The 14,598-nt window shown below is 57.3% G+C and carries 17 protein-coding genes; 2 read left to right on the top strand and 15 right to left on the bottom strand.

Going from position 1 to position 14,598, the window contains the following annotated elements:
* Positions 1-1,158 carry a glutathionylspermidine synthase family protein gene (locus tag PseuLF5_RS26995; RefSeq protein WP_123463702.1) on the top strand — a complete coding sequence of 386 codons (1,158 nt, stop codon included), beginning with the start codon at positions 1-3 and terminating at the stop codon, positions 1,156-1,158.
* 157 nt (positions 1,159-1,315) lie between these two features.
* Here PseuLF5_RS26995 and PseuLF5_RS26990 read toward each other — a convergent pair whose 3' ends face one another.
* Together PseuLF5_RS26990 and PseuLF5_RS26985 are read right to left on the bottom strand one after the other, a co-directional pair.
* Entirely contained in the window at positions 1,316-1,834 is a 519-nt protein-coding gene (locus PseuLF5_RS26990) for a single-stranded DNA-binding protein (protein WP_007966163.1), read from the bottom strand.
* A gap of 9 nt (positions 1,835-1,843) precedes the next feature.
* A complete protein-coding gene (locus PseuLF5_RS26985) occupies positions 1,844-3,241 on the bottom strand; it encodes an MFS transporter (protein ID WP_123463701.1) in 1,398 nt (465 codons plus the stop codon).
* Positions 3,242-3,432: 191 nt separating this feature from the next.
* Between PseuLF5_RS26985 and uvrA the strand changes: the two genes are divergently transcribed.
* A complete protein-coding gene (gene uvrA, locus PseuLF5_RS26980; RefSeq protein ID WP_123463699.1) occupies positions 3,433-6,267 on the top strand; it encodes an excinuclease ABC subunit UvrA in 2,835 nt (944 codons plus the stop codon).
* Positions 6,268-6,331: 64 nt separating this feature from the next.
* On the opposite strand, the gene bfr is transcribed toward uvrA, so the two are convergent.
* The 13 genes from bfr to rplR all read right to left on the bottom strand — a co-directional run bounded on the left by bfr (position 6,332) and on the right by rplR (position 14,589).
* A complete protein-coding gene (bfr, locus tag PseuLF5_RS26975; protein WP_340135033.1) occupies positions 6,332-6,796 on the bottom strand; it encodes a bacterioferritin in 465 nt (154 codons plus the stop codon).
* A gap of 151 nt (positions 6,797-6,947) precedes the next feature.
* Positions 6,948-8,402, bottom strand: coding sequence for a catalase (locus PseuLF5_RS26970; RefSeq protein ID WP_123463695.1), 1,455 nt, complete (start codon positions 8,400-8,402; stop codon positions 6,948-6,950).
* 240 nt (positions 8,403-8,642) lie between these two features.
* Positions 8,643-9,029 (bottom strand): 50S ribosomal protein L17, encoded by a 387-nt coding sequence (gene rplQ, locus PseuLF5_RS26965; RefSeq protein ID WP_003176402.1) that lies wholly within the window; start codon positions 9,027-9,029, stop codon positions 8,643-8,645.
* 42 nt (positions 9,030-9,071) lie between these two features.
* Positions 9,072-10,073, bottom strand: a complete 1,002-nt coding sequence (locus PseuLF5_RS26960) for a DNA-directed RNA polymerase subunit alpha (protein ID WP_003186012.1) — start codon at positions 10,071-10,073, stop codon at positions 9,072-9,074.
* Positions 10,074-10,095: 22 nt separating this feature from the next.
* Positions 10,096-10,716: a 30S ribosomal protein S4 gene (gene rpsD / locus PseuLF5_RS26955; protein ID WP_003176404.1), complete on the bottom strand. Its 621-nt coding sequence runs from the start codon at positions 10,714-10,716 to the stop codon at positions 10,096-10,098.
* An 18-nt stretch (positions 10,717-10,734) separates the two neighbouring features.
* Positions 10,735-11,124, bottom strand: a complete 390-nt coding sequence (gene rpsK / locus PseuLF5_RS26950) for a 30S ribosomal protein S11 (protein ID WP_002555466.1) — start codon at positions 11,122-11,124, stop codon at positions 10,735-10,737.
* A 30-nt stretch (positions 11,125-11,154) separates the two neighbouring features.
* The gene (rpsM, locus tag PseuLF5_RS26945) at positions 11,155-11,511 is read right to left on the bottom strand and encodes a 30S ribosomal protein S13 (RefSeq protein WP_003186020.1); all 357 of its coding nucleotides are present in this window, start codon (positions 11,509-11,511) and stop codon (positions 11,155-11,157) included.
* 130 nt (positions 11,512-11,641) lie between these two features.
* Complete coding sequence (gene rpmJ / locus PseuLF5_RS26940) at positions 11,642-11,758, bottom strand: 50S ribosomal protein L36 (protein ID WP_002555468.1); 117 nt, start codon at positions 11,756-11,758, stop codon at positions 11,642-11,644.
* 27 nt (positions 11,759-11,785) lie between these two features.
* On the bottom strand, positions 11,786-13,114 hold the full coding sequence (gene secY / locus PseuLF5_RS26935; protein ID WP_003228718.1) for a preprotein translocase subunit SecY: 1,329 nt from the start codon (positions 13,112-13,114) through the stop codon (positions 11,786-11,788).
* Positions 13,115-13,552 carry a 50S ribosomal protein L15 gene (rplO, locus tag PseuLF5_RS26930; protein WP_003228720.1) on the bottom strand — a complete coding sequence of 146 codons (438 nt, stop codon included), beginning with the start codon at positions 13,550-13,552 and terminating at the stop codon, positions 13,115-13,117.
* Positions 13,553-13,555: 3 nt separating this feature from the next.
* Complete coding sequence (gene rpmD / locus PseuLF5_RS26925; protein ID WP_003176408.1) at positions 13,556-13,732, bottom strand: 50S ribosomal protein L30; 177 nt, start codon at positions 13,730-13,732, stop codon at positions 13,556-13,558.
* 2 nt (positions 13,733-13,734) lie between these two features.
* A complete protein-coding gene (gene rpsE / locus PseuLF5_RS26920) occupies positions 13,735-14,235 on the bottom strand; it encodes a 30S ribosomal protein S5 (protein ID WP_003186035.1) in 501 nt (166 codons plus the stop codon).
* A gap of 3 nt (positions 14,236-14,238) precedes the next feature.
* The gene (gene rplR, locus PseuLF5_RS26915; RefSeq protein WP_003186037.1) at positions 14,239-14,589 is read right to left on the bottom strand and encodes a 50S ribosomal protein L18; all 351 of its coding nucleotides are present in this window, start codon (positions 14,587-14,589) and stop codon (positions 14,239-14,241) included.
* Positions 14,590-14,598: the final 9 nt, after the last annotated feature.

The raw sequence follows: 14,598 nt of genomic DNA, 5'->3' as shown, positions 1-14,598 counted from the left end.
ATGAAGAAGATCCACTGCGCCGAGCGCCCCGACTGGCAACAGACCGCTGAAGAGCTCGGTTTTCTGTTCCACACCATCGACGACGAGCCGTACTGGGACGAAAGCGCTTACTACCAGTTCACGCTCGCGCAGATCGAAAACGATCTGGAGGACCCGACCACCGAACTCCACGAGATGTGCATGGATCTGGTCGATCGCGTGGTGCGCAGCGAAGAACTGCTGGATCGTCTGAGTATTCCGGTTTCGTACTACGACATGATCCGAACATCCTGGCTGGAAGGTCATCCGCATCTGTACGGACGCATGGACTTTTCCTACAGCGGCAACGGCCCGGCGAAACTGCTGGAGCTGAACTACGACACACCGACCAGCCTCTATGAAGCGGCGGCGTTTCAGTGGGGCTGGCTGGAACAATGCATCGAGCGCGGGATGCTGCCGCGCCATGCCGACCAGTTCAACAGCATTGATACCAAACTGCATCAGGCGTTTTCCGAGTTGCAGCTCAAGCGGCCGTTCTACTTCGCCTCGATGAAAGATTCCGTCGAAGACCGCGGCACCACCGACTATCTGCGCCTGATCGCAGAAAAAGTCGGCATCGAGTCGCGGCACATCGACATCGAAGACATCGGCCTGACAGCCGAAGGCCGCTTCGTTGATCTGCAGGATCGCTGGATCCCGCACCTGTTCAAGCTCCATGCCTGGGAGTTCATCTTCCACGAACCGTTTGGGCCAGCGATTGCCGAGTGCGACACGCAGTTCTTCGAACCCGCATGGAAGTCGATCCTGTCGAACAAGGGCGCGTTGCCGTTGCTGTGGGAACTGCATAAGGGGCACCCGAACCTGCTCGCGGCGCACCTTGATCCAAATCCAGCCAGTGCGGTGCCGAAAGGCTGGGTGCGCAAACCGTATTTCTCCCGCGAAGGCGCCAACATCGAACTGCAAACGGCGGAAGGTCTGATCGTCAAAGAGGACGGACCTTACACCGATGCGCCGTTTATCCTGCAGGCGTTTGCGCCGTTACCGAAGTTCGATGACAGCTACACCCTGATCGGCTCGTGGGTGATTGGCGACCAGGCAGCGGGGATTGGTGTGCGCGAGGACAACAGCCTCATTACGAAAGACTCCAGCCGGTTTCTGCCCCACTTGATCCTCGACTGAAAACGAACAACCTGTGCGAGCCTGCTCGCGATAACCGACTGTCATTCAATAAATGTTTTGACTGACCCGACGCCTTCGCAAGCAGGCTCGCTCCCACAAAAAAGGCCCGTCGCTTGTTGCGACGGGCCTTTTTATTTAACGCGGATGCAGCAACCAATCAGAACGGAATATCGTCATCAAAGCTGTCGAAATCCGGAGCCGGTTGCGGTGCGGCCTGCTGTGGAGCCGGGGCCGGGCGCTGTTGCGGAGCCGACTGCTGCGGGCGTGGCGCCTGCTGACGCGGAGCCTGCTGCTGGTAGTTGTTGCCACCGCCTTGTTGGTCGCCCTGTTGTGGACGGCCGCCGAGCAGTTGCATGGTGCCTTGCATGTCGACCACGATTTCGGTGGTGTAACGCTTGATACCGTCTTTTTCCCACTCGCGGGTCTGCAGCTTGCCTTCGATGTAGACCTGCGAACCCTTGCGCAGGTATTCGCCGGCGATCTCGGCAACCTTGCCGAACATCGACACACGGTGCCATTCGGTCTTCTCGACCTTCTGACCGGTTTGCTTGTCGGTCCACTGTTCGCTGGTTGCCAGACTCAGGTTGGTCACGGCGTTACCGTTAGGCAGGTAGCGAACTTCGGGATCCTGGCCGCAAGTGCCGACCAATATGACTTTGTTAACCCCACGGGCCATAACGTTCTCCTAGGCTTCGCAAGCAGCCCCGGCCGGGTTGTTGACCAGGCGTTCGAGGGTGTCGCGATCCACTAATTCTTTGTCCAGTTTGATGTAAACAGCCGCTTCGTCAGCGACTATCACTGCATCTGTTACCCCTACGAGGGCCTTGAGGCGCTCGACCAGACCCGCTTCGCGGATCGCCTCGGGCGACAACGGCAAGCGCAGACTCGTCACGTAGGGAGGTTCGCGCATGGTAACAGCAAAGGCCAGCCAGATGGCAGCCAGACCGGCACATCCAAGGAACACAACCGACAGACCGCCATGCTGAAACAGCCAGCCGCCAAGTATCCCGCCGAGTGCCGAACCCAGGAATTGACTGGTGGAATACACGCCCATCGCCGTGCCCTTCCCGCCCGCCGGTGAAACCTTGCTGATCAGCGACGGCAATGAGGCCTCCAGCAGATTGAACGCGGTGAAAAACACCACCGTGCCGATCACCAGCGCCCGCAAGCTGTCACCGAACTGCCAGAAGAATAGCTCAGTGAGCATCAGCGTCATGACGGCGCCGAGCAAAACTCGTTTCATTTTGCGTTTCTTCTCGCCATAGATGATGAACGGGATCATGGCGAAGAACGAAATCAACAACGCGGTGAGGTAGACCCACCAGTGCTGTTCCTTGGGCAAACCGGCCTTTTCCACCAGCGCCAGCGGCAAGGCCACGAAGCTCGACATCAACATGGCATGTAACACAAAGATGCCCAGATCCAGGCGCAGCAGATCCGGATGCTTGAGCGTCGGCATCAACGCCTGCCGCGCAACGCCGGACTCACGATGCTGCAATGGCCCGGTGGACTTCGGCACCACGAACAGGATGATGGCGATACCAATCAGGGCCATCGCCCCGGTGGCGAGGAACAAGCCCGAGAGCCCGAAAGCCCGGGTCAACAACGGCCCGACGACCATGGCCACGGCAAACGACAGACCGATGGTCATGCCGATCATGGCCATCGCCTTGGTGCGGTGCTGTTCGCGAGTGAGATCGGAGAGCAAGGCCATGACCGCCGCGGAAATCGCCCCGGCGCCTTGCAGGATGCGACCGGCGATCACGCCCCAGATCGAATCCGCCTGCGAGGCCAGCACACTGCCAAGGGCGAAGACGATCAAGCCCAGGTAAATGACGGGACGCCGGCCAATACGGTCGGAAATGATCCCGAACGGAATCTGGAAAATCGCCTGGGTCAGGCCGTAAGCGCCGATGGCCAGCCCGATCAAGGCCGGGGTCGCGCCCGCCAGATCCATGCCATAGGTCGCCAGGACCGGCAACACCATGAACATGCCAAGCATACGGAAGGCGAACACCAGGGCCAGACCGCTCGCCGCGCGGGTCTCGCTACCACTCATGCGTTCGCTGTGGGGATCGTGCATGGAAAAACCTCGTGTGAACCGGCGGCGATTCTACCAGTCCCATCGAAAGACGGGGTATATCGCGACGCTTTGCCACGTATAGATGAAACTCTCTTCATGTAGAGCAAAAAACGCTTCGCTTGATAGTGTGCATCCATCCAGTATTTGCCCGTATACTCCTACGTTTTCGACGCCCGCCGAGCGAGGCCACTTTGGACAAGATCCTGATACGTGGGGCCCGTACCCACAACCTGAAGAACATCGACCTGACCCTGCCACGGGACAAACTGATCGTCATCACCGGCCTGTCCGGATCCGGCAAATCGTCTCTGGCCTTCGACACGCTGTACGCCGAAGGTCAGCGCCGTTATGTCGAATCGCTGTCGGCCTACGCCCGTCAGTTCCTGTCGATGATGGAAAAACCTGACGTCGATACCATCGAAGGCCTGTCGCCGGCAATCTCCATCGAACAGAAGTCGACCTCGCACAACCCGCGCTCTACGGTCGGCACCATCACCGAAATCTACGACTACCTGCGTCTGCTGTATGCACGCGTCGGTACGCCGCGCTGCCCCGATCACGATATTCCGCTGGAAGCACAGACCGTCAGCCAGATGGTCGACCTGGTGCTGGCCCAACCGGAAGGCAGCAAACTGATGTTGCTGGCGCCGGTGATCCGCGAACGCAAGGGCGAGCACTTGTCGGTGTTCGAGGAATTGCGCGCGCAGGGCTTCGTCCGCGCGCGGGTCAACGGCCGCATTTGCGAGCTTGATGAACTGCCGAAACTGGACAAGCAGAAGAAGCACTCGATCGACGTGATCGTCGACCGCTTCAAGGTCCGCGCCGACCTGCAGCAACGTCTGGCCGAGTCATTCGAGACCGCGCTGAAACTGGCAGACGGCATTGCCCTGGTCGCGCCGATGGACGACGAGCCGGGCGAAGAGATGATCTTCTCCGCACGCTTTGCCTGCCCGATCTGCGGCCATGCGATCAGCGAGCTGGAACCCAAGCTGTTCTCCTTCAATAACCCGGCCGGCGCCTGCCCGACCTGTGACGGTCTGGGCGTTAAGCAATTCTTCGACATCAAACGTCTGGTCAACGGCGACCTGACACTGGCCGAAGGGGCGATCCGCGGCTGGGACCGGCGCAACGTCTATTACTTCCAGATGCTCGGGTCACTGGCCTCGCACTATGGCTTCAGTCTGGAAGTACCGTTCAACGAACTGCCGGCCGACCAGCAGAAATTCATCCTGCACGGCAGCGGTTCGCAAAACGTCGATTTCAAATACCTGAACGACCGCGGCGATATCGTCAAACGCTCGCACCCGTTCGAAGGCATCGTGCCGAACCTCGAGCGCCGCTACCGCGAGACCGAGTCGGCCAGCGTGCGTGAAGAACTGGCCAAGTTCCTCAGCACCCAGGCTTGCCCGGACTGCCGTGGCACTCGCCTGCGCCGTGAGGCGCGGCACGTATGGGTAGGTGAGAAAACCCTGCCGGCGGTGACCAATCTGCCGATCGGCGATGCGTGCGAGTATTTCGGCGAGCTGAAGATGACCGGCCGCCGCGGCGAAATTGCCGACAAGATTCTCAAGGAGATTCGCGAGCGTCTGCAGTTTCTGGTCAACGTCGGCCTTGACTACCTGTCGCTCGATCGCAGTGCGGACACCCTGTCCGGCGGTGAGGCACAGCGGATTCGTCTGGCCAGCCAGATTGGTGCCGGTCTGGTCGGCGTACTGTACATCCTCGACGAGCCTTCCATCGGCCTGCACCAGCGCGACAATGATCGCTTGCTCGGCACCCTCAAGCACCTGCGCGATATCGGCAACACGGTGATTGTGGTCGAGCACGACGAAGACGCCATTCGTCTGGCTGACTATGTCGTGGATATCGGCCCGGGTGCCGGCGTGCATGGTGGGCAGATCGTCGCCGAAGGTACGCCAGCCGAAGTCATGGCGCATCCTGACTCCCTGACCGGCAAGTACCTGTCCGGGCGAGTAAAGATCGAAGTGCCCGCCAAACGCACACCGCGCAACAAGAAGCTGACCCTGTCGCTCAAGGGCGCGCGCGGCAACAACCTGCGCAACGTCGACCTGGAAATCCCGATTGGTCTGCTGACGTGTGTGACCGGTGTGTCCGGCTCGGGCAAATCAACCCTGATCAACAACACGCTGTTCCCGCTGAGCGCCACGGCACTCAATGGTGCGACCACGCTGGAAGCTGCCGCGCACGACAGCATCAAAGGCCTGGAACATCTCGACAAGGTGGTCGATATCGACCAGAGCCCGATCGGTCGTACGCCGCGTTCCAACCCGGCAACCTACACCGGCCTGTTCACTCCGATCCGCGAACTGTTCGCCGGCGTGCCCGAGTCGCGCTCCCGTGGCTATGGTCCGGGGCGTTTCTCGTTCAACGTCAAGGGCGGGCGCTGTGAAGCGTGCCAGGGCGATGGCCTGATCAAGGTGGAAATGCACTTCCTGCCGGACATCTACGTGCCGTGCGACGTGTGCAAGAGCAAGCGCTACAACCGCGAAACCCTTGAGATCAAATACAAGGGCAAGAGCATCCACGAAACGCTCGAAATGACCATCGAGGAAGCTCGGGAATTCTTCGACGCGGTACCCGCGCTGGCGCGCAAGCTGCAGACGCTGATGGATGTCGGCCTGTCGTACATCAAGCTCGGGCAGTCGGCGACAACGCTGTCGGGCGGTGAAGCGCAGCGGGTCAAGCTGTCACGCGAGCTGTCCAAGCGCGATACCGGCAAGACCTTGTATATCCTCGATGAGCCGACCACCGGCCTGCACTTCGCGGATATCCAGCAATTGCTCGACGTACTGCACCGCTTGCGCGACCACGGCAACACCGTGGTGGTGATCGAACACAACCTGGACGTGATCAAGACCGCCGACTGGCTGGTCGACCTCGGGCCGGAGGGTGGCTCCAAAGGTGGACAGATCATCGCCACCGGCACCCCGGAACAAGTGGCCGAGATGAAACAATCTCACACGGGGCATTACCTCAAGCCGTTGCTGATTCGCGATCGCGCTTAAACGCCGGGCATGAAAAAGCCCCTGTCACCGCAACAGTGACAGGGGCTTTTTTGTATAAGGGCAATCAGGTGTGAGATTGCAGGTAGTTCTCGAGACCAATCAGCTTGATCAGGCCCAACTGCTTTTCCAGCCAGTAGGTGTGATCTTCTTCGGTATCGTTGAGCTGAACCCGCAGGATCTCGCGGCTGACGTAGTCTTTGTGCTGTTCGCACAACTCAATGCCTTTGCACAGTGCCGCACGGACTTTGTACTCGAGACGCAGATCGGCTTCGAGCATCTCCGGCACGGTGCTGCCGACATCCAGATCATCCGGACGCATGCGCGGCGTGCCTTCGAGCATCAGAATCCGGCGCATCAGCGCGTCAGCGTGATCCGCTTCTTCTTCCATCTCGTGATTGATTCGTTCGTAGAGCTTGGTGAAACCCCAGTCCTCATACATGCGCGAGTGAACAAAATATTGGTCACGCGCGGCCAGCTCGCCGGTCAGCAACGTGTTGAGGTAATCGATAACGTCTGGGTGGCCTTGCATCGCCCTACATCTCCCTGCATGAAAGGTCTGTAGTTTGAACCAAGCCGACTGGAAGGTCACTCTTTCTGCGCAATAAAAGTGAAGAAATTCTGAGAAAAGCAGCCTAAATAACGCAAAAACCGCCCTTAATGAGGGCGGTTCTGCTTCTCGTTTAGACTTCGTTAAGCTGTACATCCAGCAGCTTTGCGATTGCTTCTCCATACGCTGGATCGGCTTTGTAGAAATGCTGCAGTTGGCGGTCAACCACATCGGGTGTAACACCGCTCATGGCGCCGGCGATATTGCTGACCAACAAGGCCTTTTGCTCGTCACTCATCAGTCGGAACAACGCACCGGCGTGGCTGTAGTAATCGGTGTCTTCGCGATGATCGTAGCGATCGGCAGCACCGCTCAAAGCCAATGCCGGCTCCGCATAGCGTGGTGCCTGTTTTGGCGATTCGATGTAGCTGTTCGGCTCATAGTTGGGCGCTGCACCACCATTGCTGCCAAAGGCCATTGAGCCATCACGCTGGTAAGTGTTGACCGGGCTACGTGGCGCGTTTACCGGCAATTGCTGGTGATTGGTGCCAACACGGTAGCGATGGGCATCGGCGTAGGCGAAGACACGGCCTTGCAGCATGCGATCTGGCGACAGACCGACACCCGGCACCATGTTGCTCGGCCCAAACGCAGCTTGCTCGACTTCAGCAAAATAGTTGAGCGGGTTGCGGTTCAACTCCAGCTCACCGACTTCGATCAGCGGGAACTCCTTCTGCGACCAGGTCTTGGTCACGTCAAACGGGTTCTCGTAGTGCGCTGCAGCCTGCGCCTCGGTCATGATCTGGATGCATACGCGCCATTTCGGGAACTCGCCGCGTTCGATCGCTTCGAACAGGTCACGCTGCGCGTAGTCCGGATCAGTACCGGCCAGGCGTGCGGCGTCTGCCGGGGCGAGGTTCTTGATCCCTTGCTTGGTTTTGTAGTGCCATTTCACCCAGTGACGCTCGCCTTGAGCGTTGATCAGGCTGTACGTGTGGCTGCCGAAGCCGTGCATATGACGATAACCGTCTGGAATGCCGCGGTCAGAGAACAGAATCGTGACCTGGTGCAGCGCCTCCGGGGAATGTGACCAGAAATCCCACATCATCTGCGCGCTTTTCAGGTTGCTCTGCGGCAGACGTTTTTGGGTGTGGATAAAGTCTGGAAATTTCAGCGGATCACGGATGAAAAATACCGGCGTGTTGTTGCCGACGATGTCCCAGTTGCCTTCTTCGGTGTAGAACTTCAGCGCAAAGCCACGAGGGTCGCGCTCGGTATCAGCCGAGCCGCGCTCGCCGCCGACAGTCGAGAATCGCAGGAAAGTCGGGGTTTGTTTGCCTACCGATTCAAACAACTTGGCGCTGGTGTACTCGGTGATGTCACGCGTGACGGTGAACGTGCCGTAAGCGCCCGAACCTTTGGCGTGTACCCGACGCTCAGGAATGTTTTCACGGTTGAAGTGGGCAAGCTTCTCGATCAGATGAAAATCGTCGAGCAGCAGCGGGCCTCTAGGGCCGGCGGAGCGAGAATTCTGGTTATCAGCGACAGGTGCGCCACTGGCGGTCGTAAGCGTTTTGTTCTGGCTCATACGGTCTTCTTCCTCTGTCAGTCTTGGAACTGCCGGCTACTCGGCTTGGCGGGAAGTATTGATCATCCATGTGACAGCCACAAATTCATTAACTTGCAGGCATCAATAGATAATTACTAATTATGTTTCCCAGCACATAGTGACAACAGAACAATGTCGGAAGCTTGTACGAACCGCTCATTATCTTGCAGGCACAAAAAACCGGGCACTAGGCCCGGTTCTTCGTTTCAGACTGACGTCTTACTCGGCGGATACAGCTTCGCCAGCAGTAGCACGATCAACCAACTCGACGTACGCCATAGGCGCGTTGTCGCCAGCGCGGAAACCGCACTTGAGGATGCGCAGGTAGCCACCCTCACGGGTAGCGTAACGCTTGCCCAGGTCGTTGAAGAGCTTACCAACGATAGCTTTCGAACGAGTACGGTCGAAAGCCAGACGGCGGTTAGCCAGGCTGTCTGTCTTGGCCAGAGTGATCAGCGGCTCGGCAACGCGGCGCAGTTCTTTGGCTTTTGGCAGAGTAGTTTTGATCAGCTCGTGCTCGAACAGCGACACCGCCATGTTTTGGAACATGGCCTTGCGGTGCGAGCTGGTGCGGCTCAGGTGACGCCCACTTTTACGATGACGCATGGTTCATTCCTTACCAAACACTACGTTCGGTGATTACGACGATCAGGCAGTCGCCTTGTCGTCCTTCTTAAGACTTGCAGGCGGCCAGTTGTCGAGGCGCATGCCGAGGGACAGACCGCGGGAGGCCAGAACGTCCTTGATTTCAGTCAAGGATTTCTTGCCCAGGTTCGGAGTCTTCAACAGCTCTACTTCGGTACGCTGAATCAGGTCGCCGATGTAGTAGATGTTTTCCGCCTTAAGGCAGTTAGCCGAACGTACAGTCAGTTCCAGATCGTCAACCGGGCGAAGCAGGATCGGATCGATCTCGTCTTCCTGCTCGACAACCACTGGCTCACTGTCACCTTTGAGGTCGACGAACGCAGCCAACTGCTGTTGCAGGATGGTTGCAGCGCGGCGGATAGCCTCTTCAGGATCCAGAGTACCGTTGGTTTCCAGATCAATAACCAGCTTGTCCAGGTTGGTACGCTGCTCGACACGGGCGTTTTCCACCACGTATGCGATACGGCGAACCGGGCTGAACGAAGAGTCGAGCTGCAAGCGACCGATGCTGCGGCTTTCGTCTTCATCGCTCTGACGCGAGTCGGCTGGTTCATAACCACGACCACGAGCTACGGTGAGCTTCATGTTCAGGGCGCCGTTAGACGCCAGGTTAGCGATTACGTGATCGGGATTAACGATCTCGACATCATGATCCAGCTGAATATCGGCAGCGGTAACCACCCCCGAACCCTTCTTCGACAAGGTCAGCGTAACTTCGTCACGACCGTGCAGCTTGATGGCCAGACCTTTAAGGTTCAACAGGATTTCAATTACGTCTTCCTGTACACCTTCGATGGCGCTGTACTCGTGGAGCACACCGTCAATCTCGGCCTCGACTACTGCGCAGCCGGGCATTGAGGACAACAGGATGCGGCGCAGCGCGTTGCCCAGGGTGTGGCCAAAACCACGCTCGAGAGGCTCGAGAGTGATCTTGGCGCGGGTTGGACTGACAACCTGCACATCAATGTGGCGGGGTGTCAGGAACTCATTTACCGAAATCTGCATGGATGCACCTATTTTCTAGCCCTTACTTGGAGTAGAGCTCGACAATCAGGCTTTCGTTGATGTCGGCGGACAGATCACTGCGAGCAGGAACGTTCTTGAAAACGCCCGACTTCTTCTCAGTGTCTACTTCTACCCATTCTACGCGGCCACGTTGGGCACACAGATCGAGAGCTTGGACAATGCGAAGTTGGTTTTTTGCTTTCTCGCGAACTGCAACCACGTCACCAGCACGAACCTGATACGACGGAACGTTTACGGTCTGACCGTTAACGCTGATCGACTTGTGCGATACCAGCTGGCGGGATTCGGCACGAGTCGAACCAAAGCCCATACGGTATACGACGTTGTCCAGACGGCATTCGAGCAGTTGCAGCAGGTTTTCACCGGTTGCACCTTTCTTGCCAGCAGCTTCTTTGTAGTAGCCGCTGAACTGACGCTCGAGAACGCCGTAGATACGACGGACCTTCTGCTTTTCACGCAGTTGGGTGCCGTAATCGGACTGGCGACCGCGGCGTTGGCCGTGGATACCAGGTGCTGCTTCAATGTTGCACTTCGATTCGATCGCGCGCACGCCGCTCTTCAGGAAGAGATCGGTGCCTTCGCGACGAGCGAGTTTGCATTTTGGACCAATGTAACGAGCCATTCTTTACAATCTCCTGGATTACACGCGGCGCTTCTTCGGCGGACGGCACCCGTTGTGCGGGATTGGCGTCACGTCGGTGATGCTGGCGATCTTGTAGCCACAGCCGTTCAAAGCGCGGACTGCGGATTCACGACCTGGACCTGGACCCTTGACGTTAACGTCGAGGTTTTTCAGGCCATATTCCAGCGCAGCTTGACCAGCACGCTCAGCAGCTACTTGAGCAGCGAACGGGGTGGACTTGCGGGAACCGCGGAAACCCGAACCACCGGAGGTAGCCCAGGAAAGAGCGTTACCTTGACGGTCGGTAATGGTCACGATGGTGTTGTTAAAAGATGCATGGATGTGGGCGATGCCATCAACCACTGTCTTTTTAACTTTTTTACGAGGACGAGCAGCAGGTTTTGCCATGATTAAATTCCTGTCGATTCGCTGGGGCGATTACTTGCGGATCGGCTTACGCGGACCTTTACGGGTACGCGCGTTGGTCTTGGTACGCTGACCGCGTACTGGAAGACCACGACGATGACGCAGACCGCGATAGCAACCGAGGTCCATCAAGCGCTTGATTTTCATGTTGATTTCGCGACGCAGGTCACCTTCAGTGGTGAACTTCGCCACTTCGCCACGCAGCTGTTCAATTTGCTCGTCGCTCAGATCTTTGATCTTTGCTGCTGGGTTTACCCCAGTCACTGCACAGATCTTCTGCGCAGTAGTGCGACCAACACCATAGATGTAGGTCAGCGAGATAACAGTATGCTTGTTATCTGGAATGTTAACGCCTGCAATACGGGCCATTCAGTGGGACTCCAATTGACAGCTACCTACGCCCCGGAAGCCAAGAAATAGGGCGCGAGATAATATCGCTGTAATAACAAATAATCAACCCGGTAGCGCACTAGCTACCGGGCTTGAAGCACAATCACACTCAGCCTTGGCGCTGTTTGTGACGCGGTTCCGCGCTGCAAATTACTCGAACAACACCTTCGCGGCGAATAATCTTGCAGTTACGGCACAGCTTTTTCACCGATGCACGAACTTTCATCACCAACTCCTCGAACCTTATGGGTACTCAGCGCAACATGCCGCTGCCGTAACCCTTCAGGTTGGCTTTCTTCATCAGGGATTCGTACTGGTGCGAAACGAGGTGCGATTGTACTTGGGACATGAAGTCCATCACAACCACGACCACGATCAGCAACGAGGTCCCGCCAAGGTAGAACGGTACGTTTGCTGCAACCACCAGGAACTGGGGCAACAGGCACACGGCCGTCATGTAAAGAGCACCGAACATGGTCAAGCGAGTCAGAACGCCATCAATGTAGCGCGCAGACTGCTCACCTGGACGGATGCCCGGAATAAAGGCACCGGACTTCTTCAGGTTTTCCGCTACGTCTTTCGGATTGAACATCAACGCCGTATAGAAGAAGCAGAAGAAAATAATCCCTGCACTAAACAGCAGAATATTCAACGGCTGACCAGGAGCGATCGACTGCGAGATGTCCTGCAACCAGCCCATACCTTCAGACTGACCGAACCAGGCACCCAACGAAGCCGGAAACAGCAAAATGCTGCTCGCGAAAATAGCCGGAATAACACCGGCCATGTTCACTTTCAGCGGCAAGTGGCTAGTCTGCGCAGCAAAAACCTTACGGCCCTGCTGACGCTTGGCGTAGTGAACAGCAATACGACGCTGACCACGCTCAATGAACACCACGAAACCGATAATCGCTACTGCCAGCAAACCGATGGCAACCAAGGCGAAGATATTGATATCACCCTGACGTGCAGACTCGAAAGACTGCCCGATTGCTCTCGGAAGACCGGCGACGATACCCGAAAAAATCAACATCGAGATACCGTTACCTACACCACGCTCAGTAATCTGCTCACCCAGCCACATCATGAACATCGCACCAGCCACAAACGTGGATACCGCGACGAAATGGAAGCCAAAGTCACCAGTGAACGCAACGCCCTGCCCGGCCAGACCAATGGACATGCCAATAGCCTGAACCAGAGCAAGGACGACGGTGCCGTAGCGGGTGTACTGGCTGATCTTGCGACGGCCAGCTTCACCTTCCTTCTTCAACTGCTCCAGCTGCGGGCTGACGGCTGTCATCAGTTGCATGATGATCGATGCCGAAATGTACGGCATGATCCCCAGTGCAAAGATGCTCATCCGTTCCAGCGCACCGCCGGAGAACATGTTGAACAAGCTAAGAATGGTCCCCTCATTCTGTCGAAACAGGTCTGCGAGTCGGTCCGGGTTGATACCTGGAACCGGGATGTGTGCGCCTATTCGGTAGACGATAATCGCCAGGAACAGAAAACGCAGACGAGCCCAGAGTTCAGACATACCGCCTTTGCCGAGCGCAGAGAGAGCACCTTGCTTAGCCATTTATTCCTCGAACTTGCCGCCAGCTGCTTCGATAGCCGCACGCGCACCTTTGGTGGCGCCGATTCCCTTGCCGATAGTGACAGCGCGAGTCACTTCACCGGACAGCATGATTTTCACACGCTGTACGTTAACGTTGATCACGTTGGCATCTTTCAGGGACTGCACGGTGACGATGTCGCCTTCCACTTTAGCCAGCTCGGACAGACGCACTTCTGCGCGGTCCATGGCTTTCAGGGAAACGAAACCGAACTTCGGCAGGCGACGATGCAGCGGCTGTTGACCGCCTTCAAAGCCTGGAGCAATGGTGCCACCGGAGCGGGAGGTCTGACCTTTGTGACCACGGCCACCAGTCTTACCCAAACCGCTACCGATACCACGGCCCGGACGATGCTTTTCGCGACGGGAACCCGGCGCTGGACTCAGATCATTGAGTTTCATCGATTAACCCTCGACACGCAGCATGTAGTAAGCCTTGTTGATCATCCCGCGATTCTCGGGAGTATCCTGGACTTCTACAGTGTGACCGATGCGACGCAGACCCAGACCCTTAACGCACAGTTTGTGGTTAGGGATGCGGCCGGTCATGCTTTTGATCAGCGTTACTTTAACGGTAGCCATGATCAGAAGATCTCCTTGACGCTTTTGCCACGCTTGGCGGCAATGGATTCAGGAGACTGCATAGCTTTCAAACCTTTGAAAGTGGCGTGAACCACGTTTACCGGGTTAGTCGAGCCGTAGCACTTGGCCAGAACGTTCTGAACGCCAGCAACTTCGAGGACAGCACGCATAGCGCCGCCAGCGATGATACCGGTACCTTCAGAAGCAGGCTGCATGTACACCTTCGAAGCGCCGTGAGCGGACTTCATTGCGTACTGCAGAGTGGTGCCGTTCAGATCAACTTGGATCATGTTGCGGCGAGCAGCTTCCATTGCCTTCTGGATCGCAGCAGGCACTTCACGCGACTTGCCACGGCCGAAGCCAACACGCCCTTTACCATCACCTACCACGGTCAACGCGGTGAAAGTGAAGATACGGCCGCCTTTAACGGTTTTGGCTACGCGGTTAACTTGAACCAGCTTCTCAATGTAGCCTTCGTCGCGCTTTTGGTCGTTATTTGACATAACTTAGAACTCCAGCCCAGCTTCACGAGCAGCATCAGCCAGCGCTTTAACGCGGCCGTGGTACTTGAAGCCAGAGCGGTCGAAAGCCACTTGCGAGACGCCAGCGGCCTTAGCACGCGTAGCGACCAGCTGGCCAACCTTTGTGGCCGCGTCGATGTTGCCAGTGGCGCCATCACGCAGTTCTTTATCCAAAGTCGAGGCGCTTGCCAGGACTTTGTTGCCGTCGGCCGAGATGACCTGGGCGTAGATGTGCTGCGACGAGCGGAACACGCAGAGACGCACGACTTCGAGTTCGTGCATTTTCAGGCGTGCTTTGCGAGCGCGACGCAGTCGAGTAACTTTTTTGTCGGTCATTTGCTATGC

It is taken from the genome of Pseudomonas sp. LF-5 (genome assembly GCF_037626295.1).
Classification (GTDB): Bacteria; Pseudomonadota; Gammaproteobacteria; order Pseudomonadales; family Pseudomonadaceae; genus Aquipseudomonas; species Aquipseudomonas monsensis.
The sequence above is the reverse complement of the archived record's forward strand: the minus strand, read 5'-3'. Positions and strand labels throughout refer to the sequence as shown.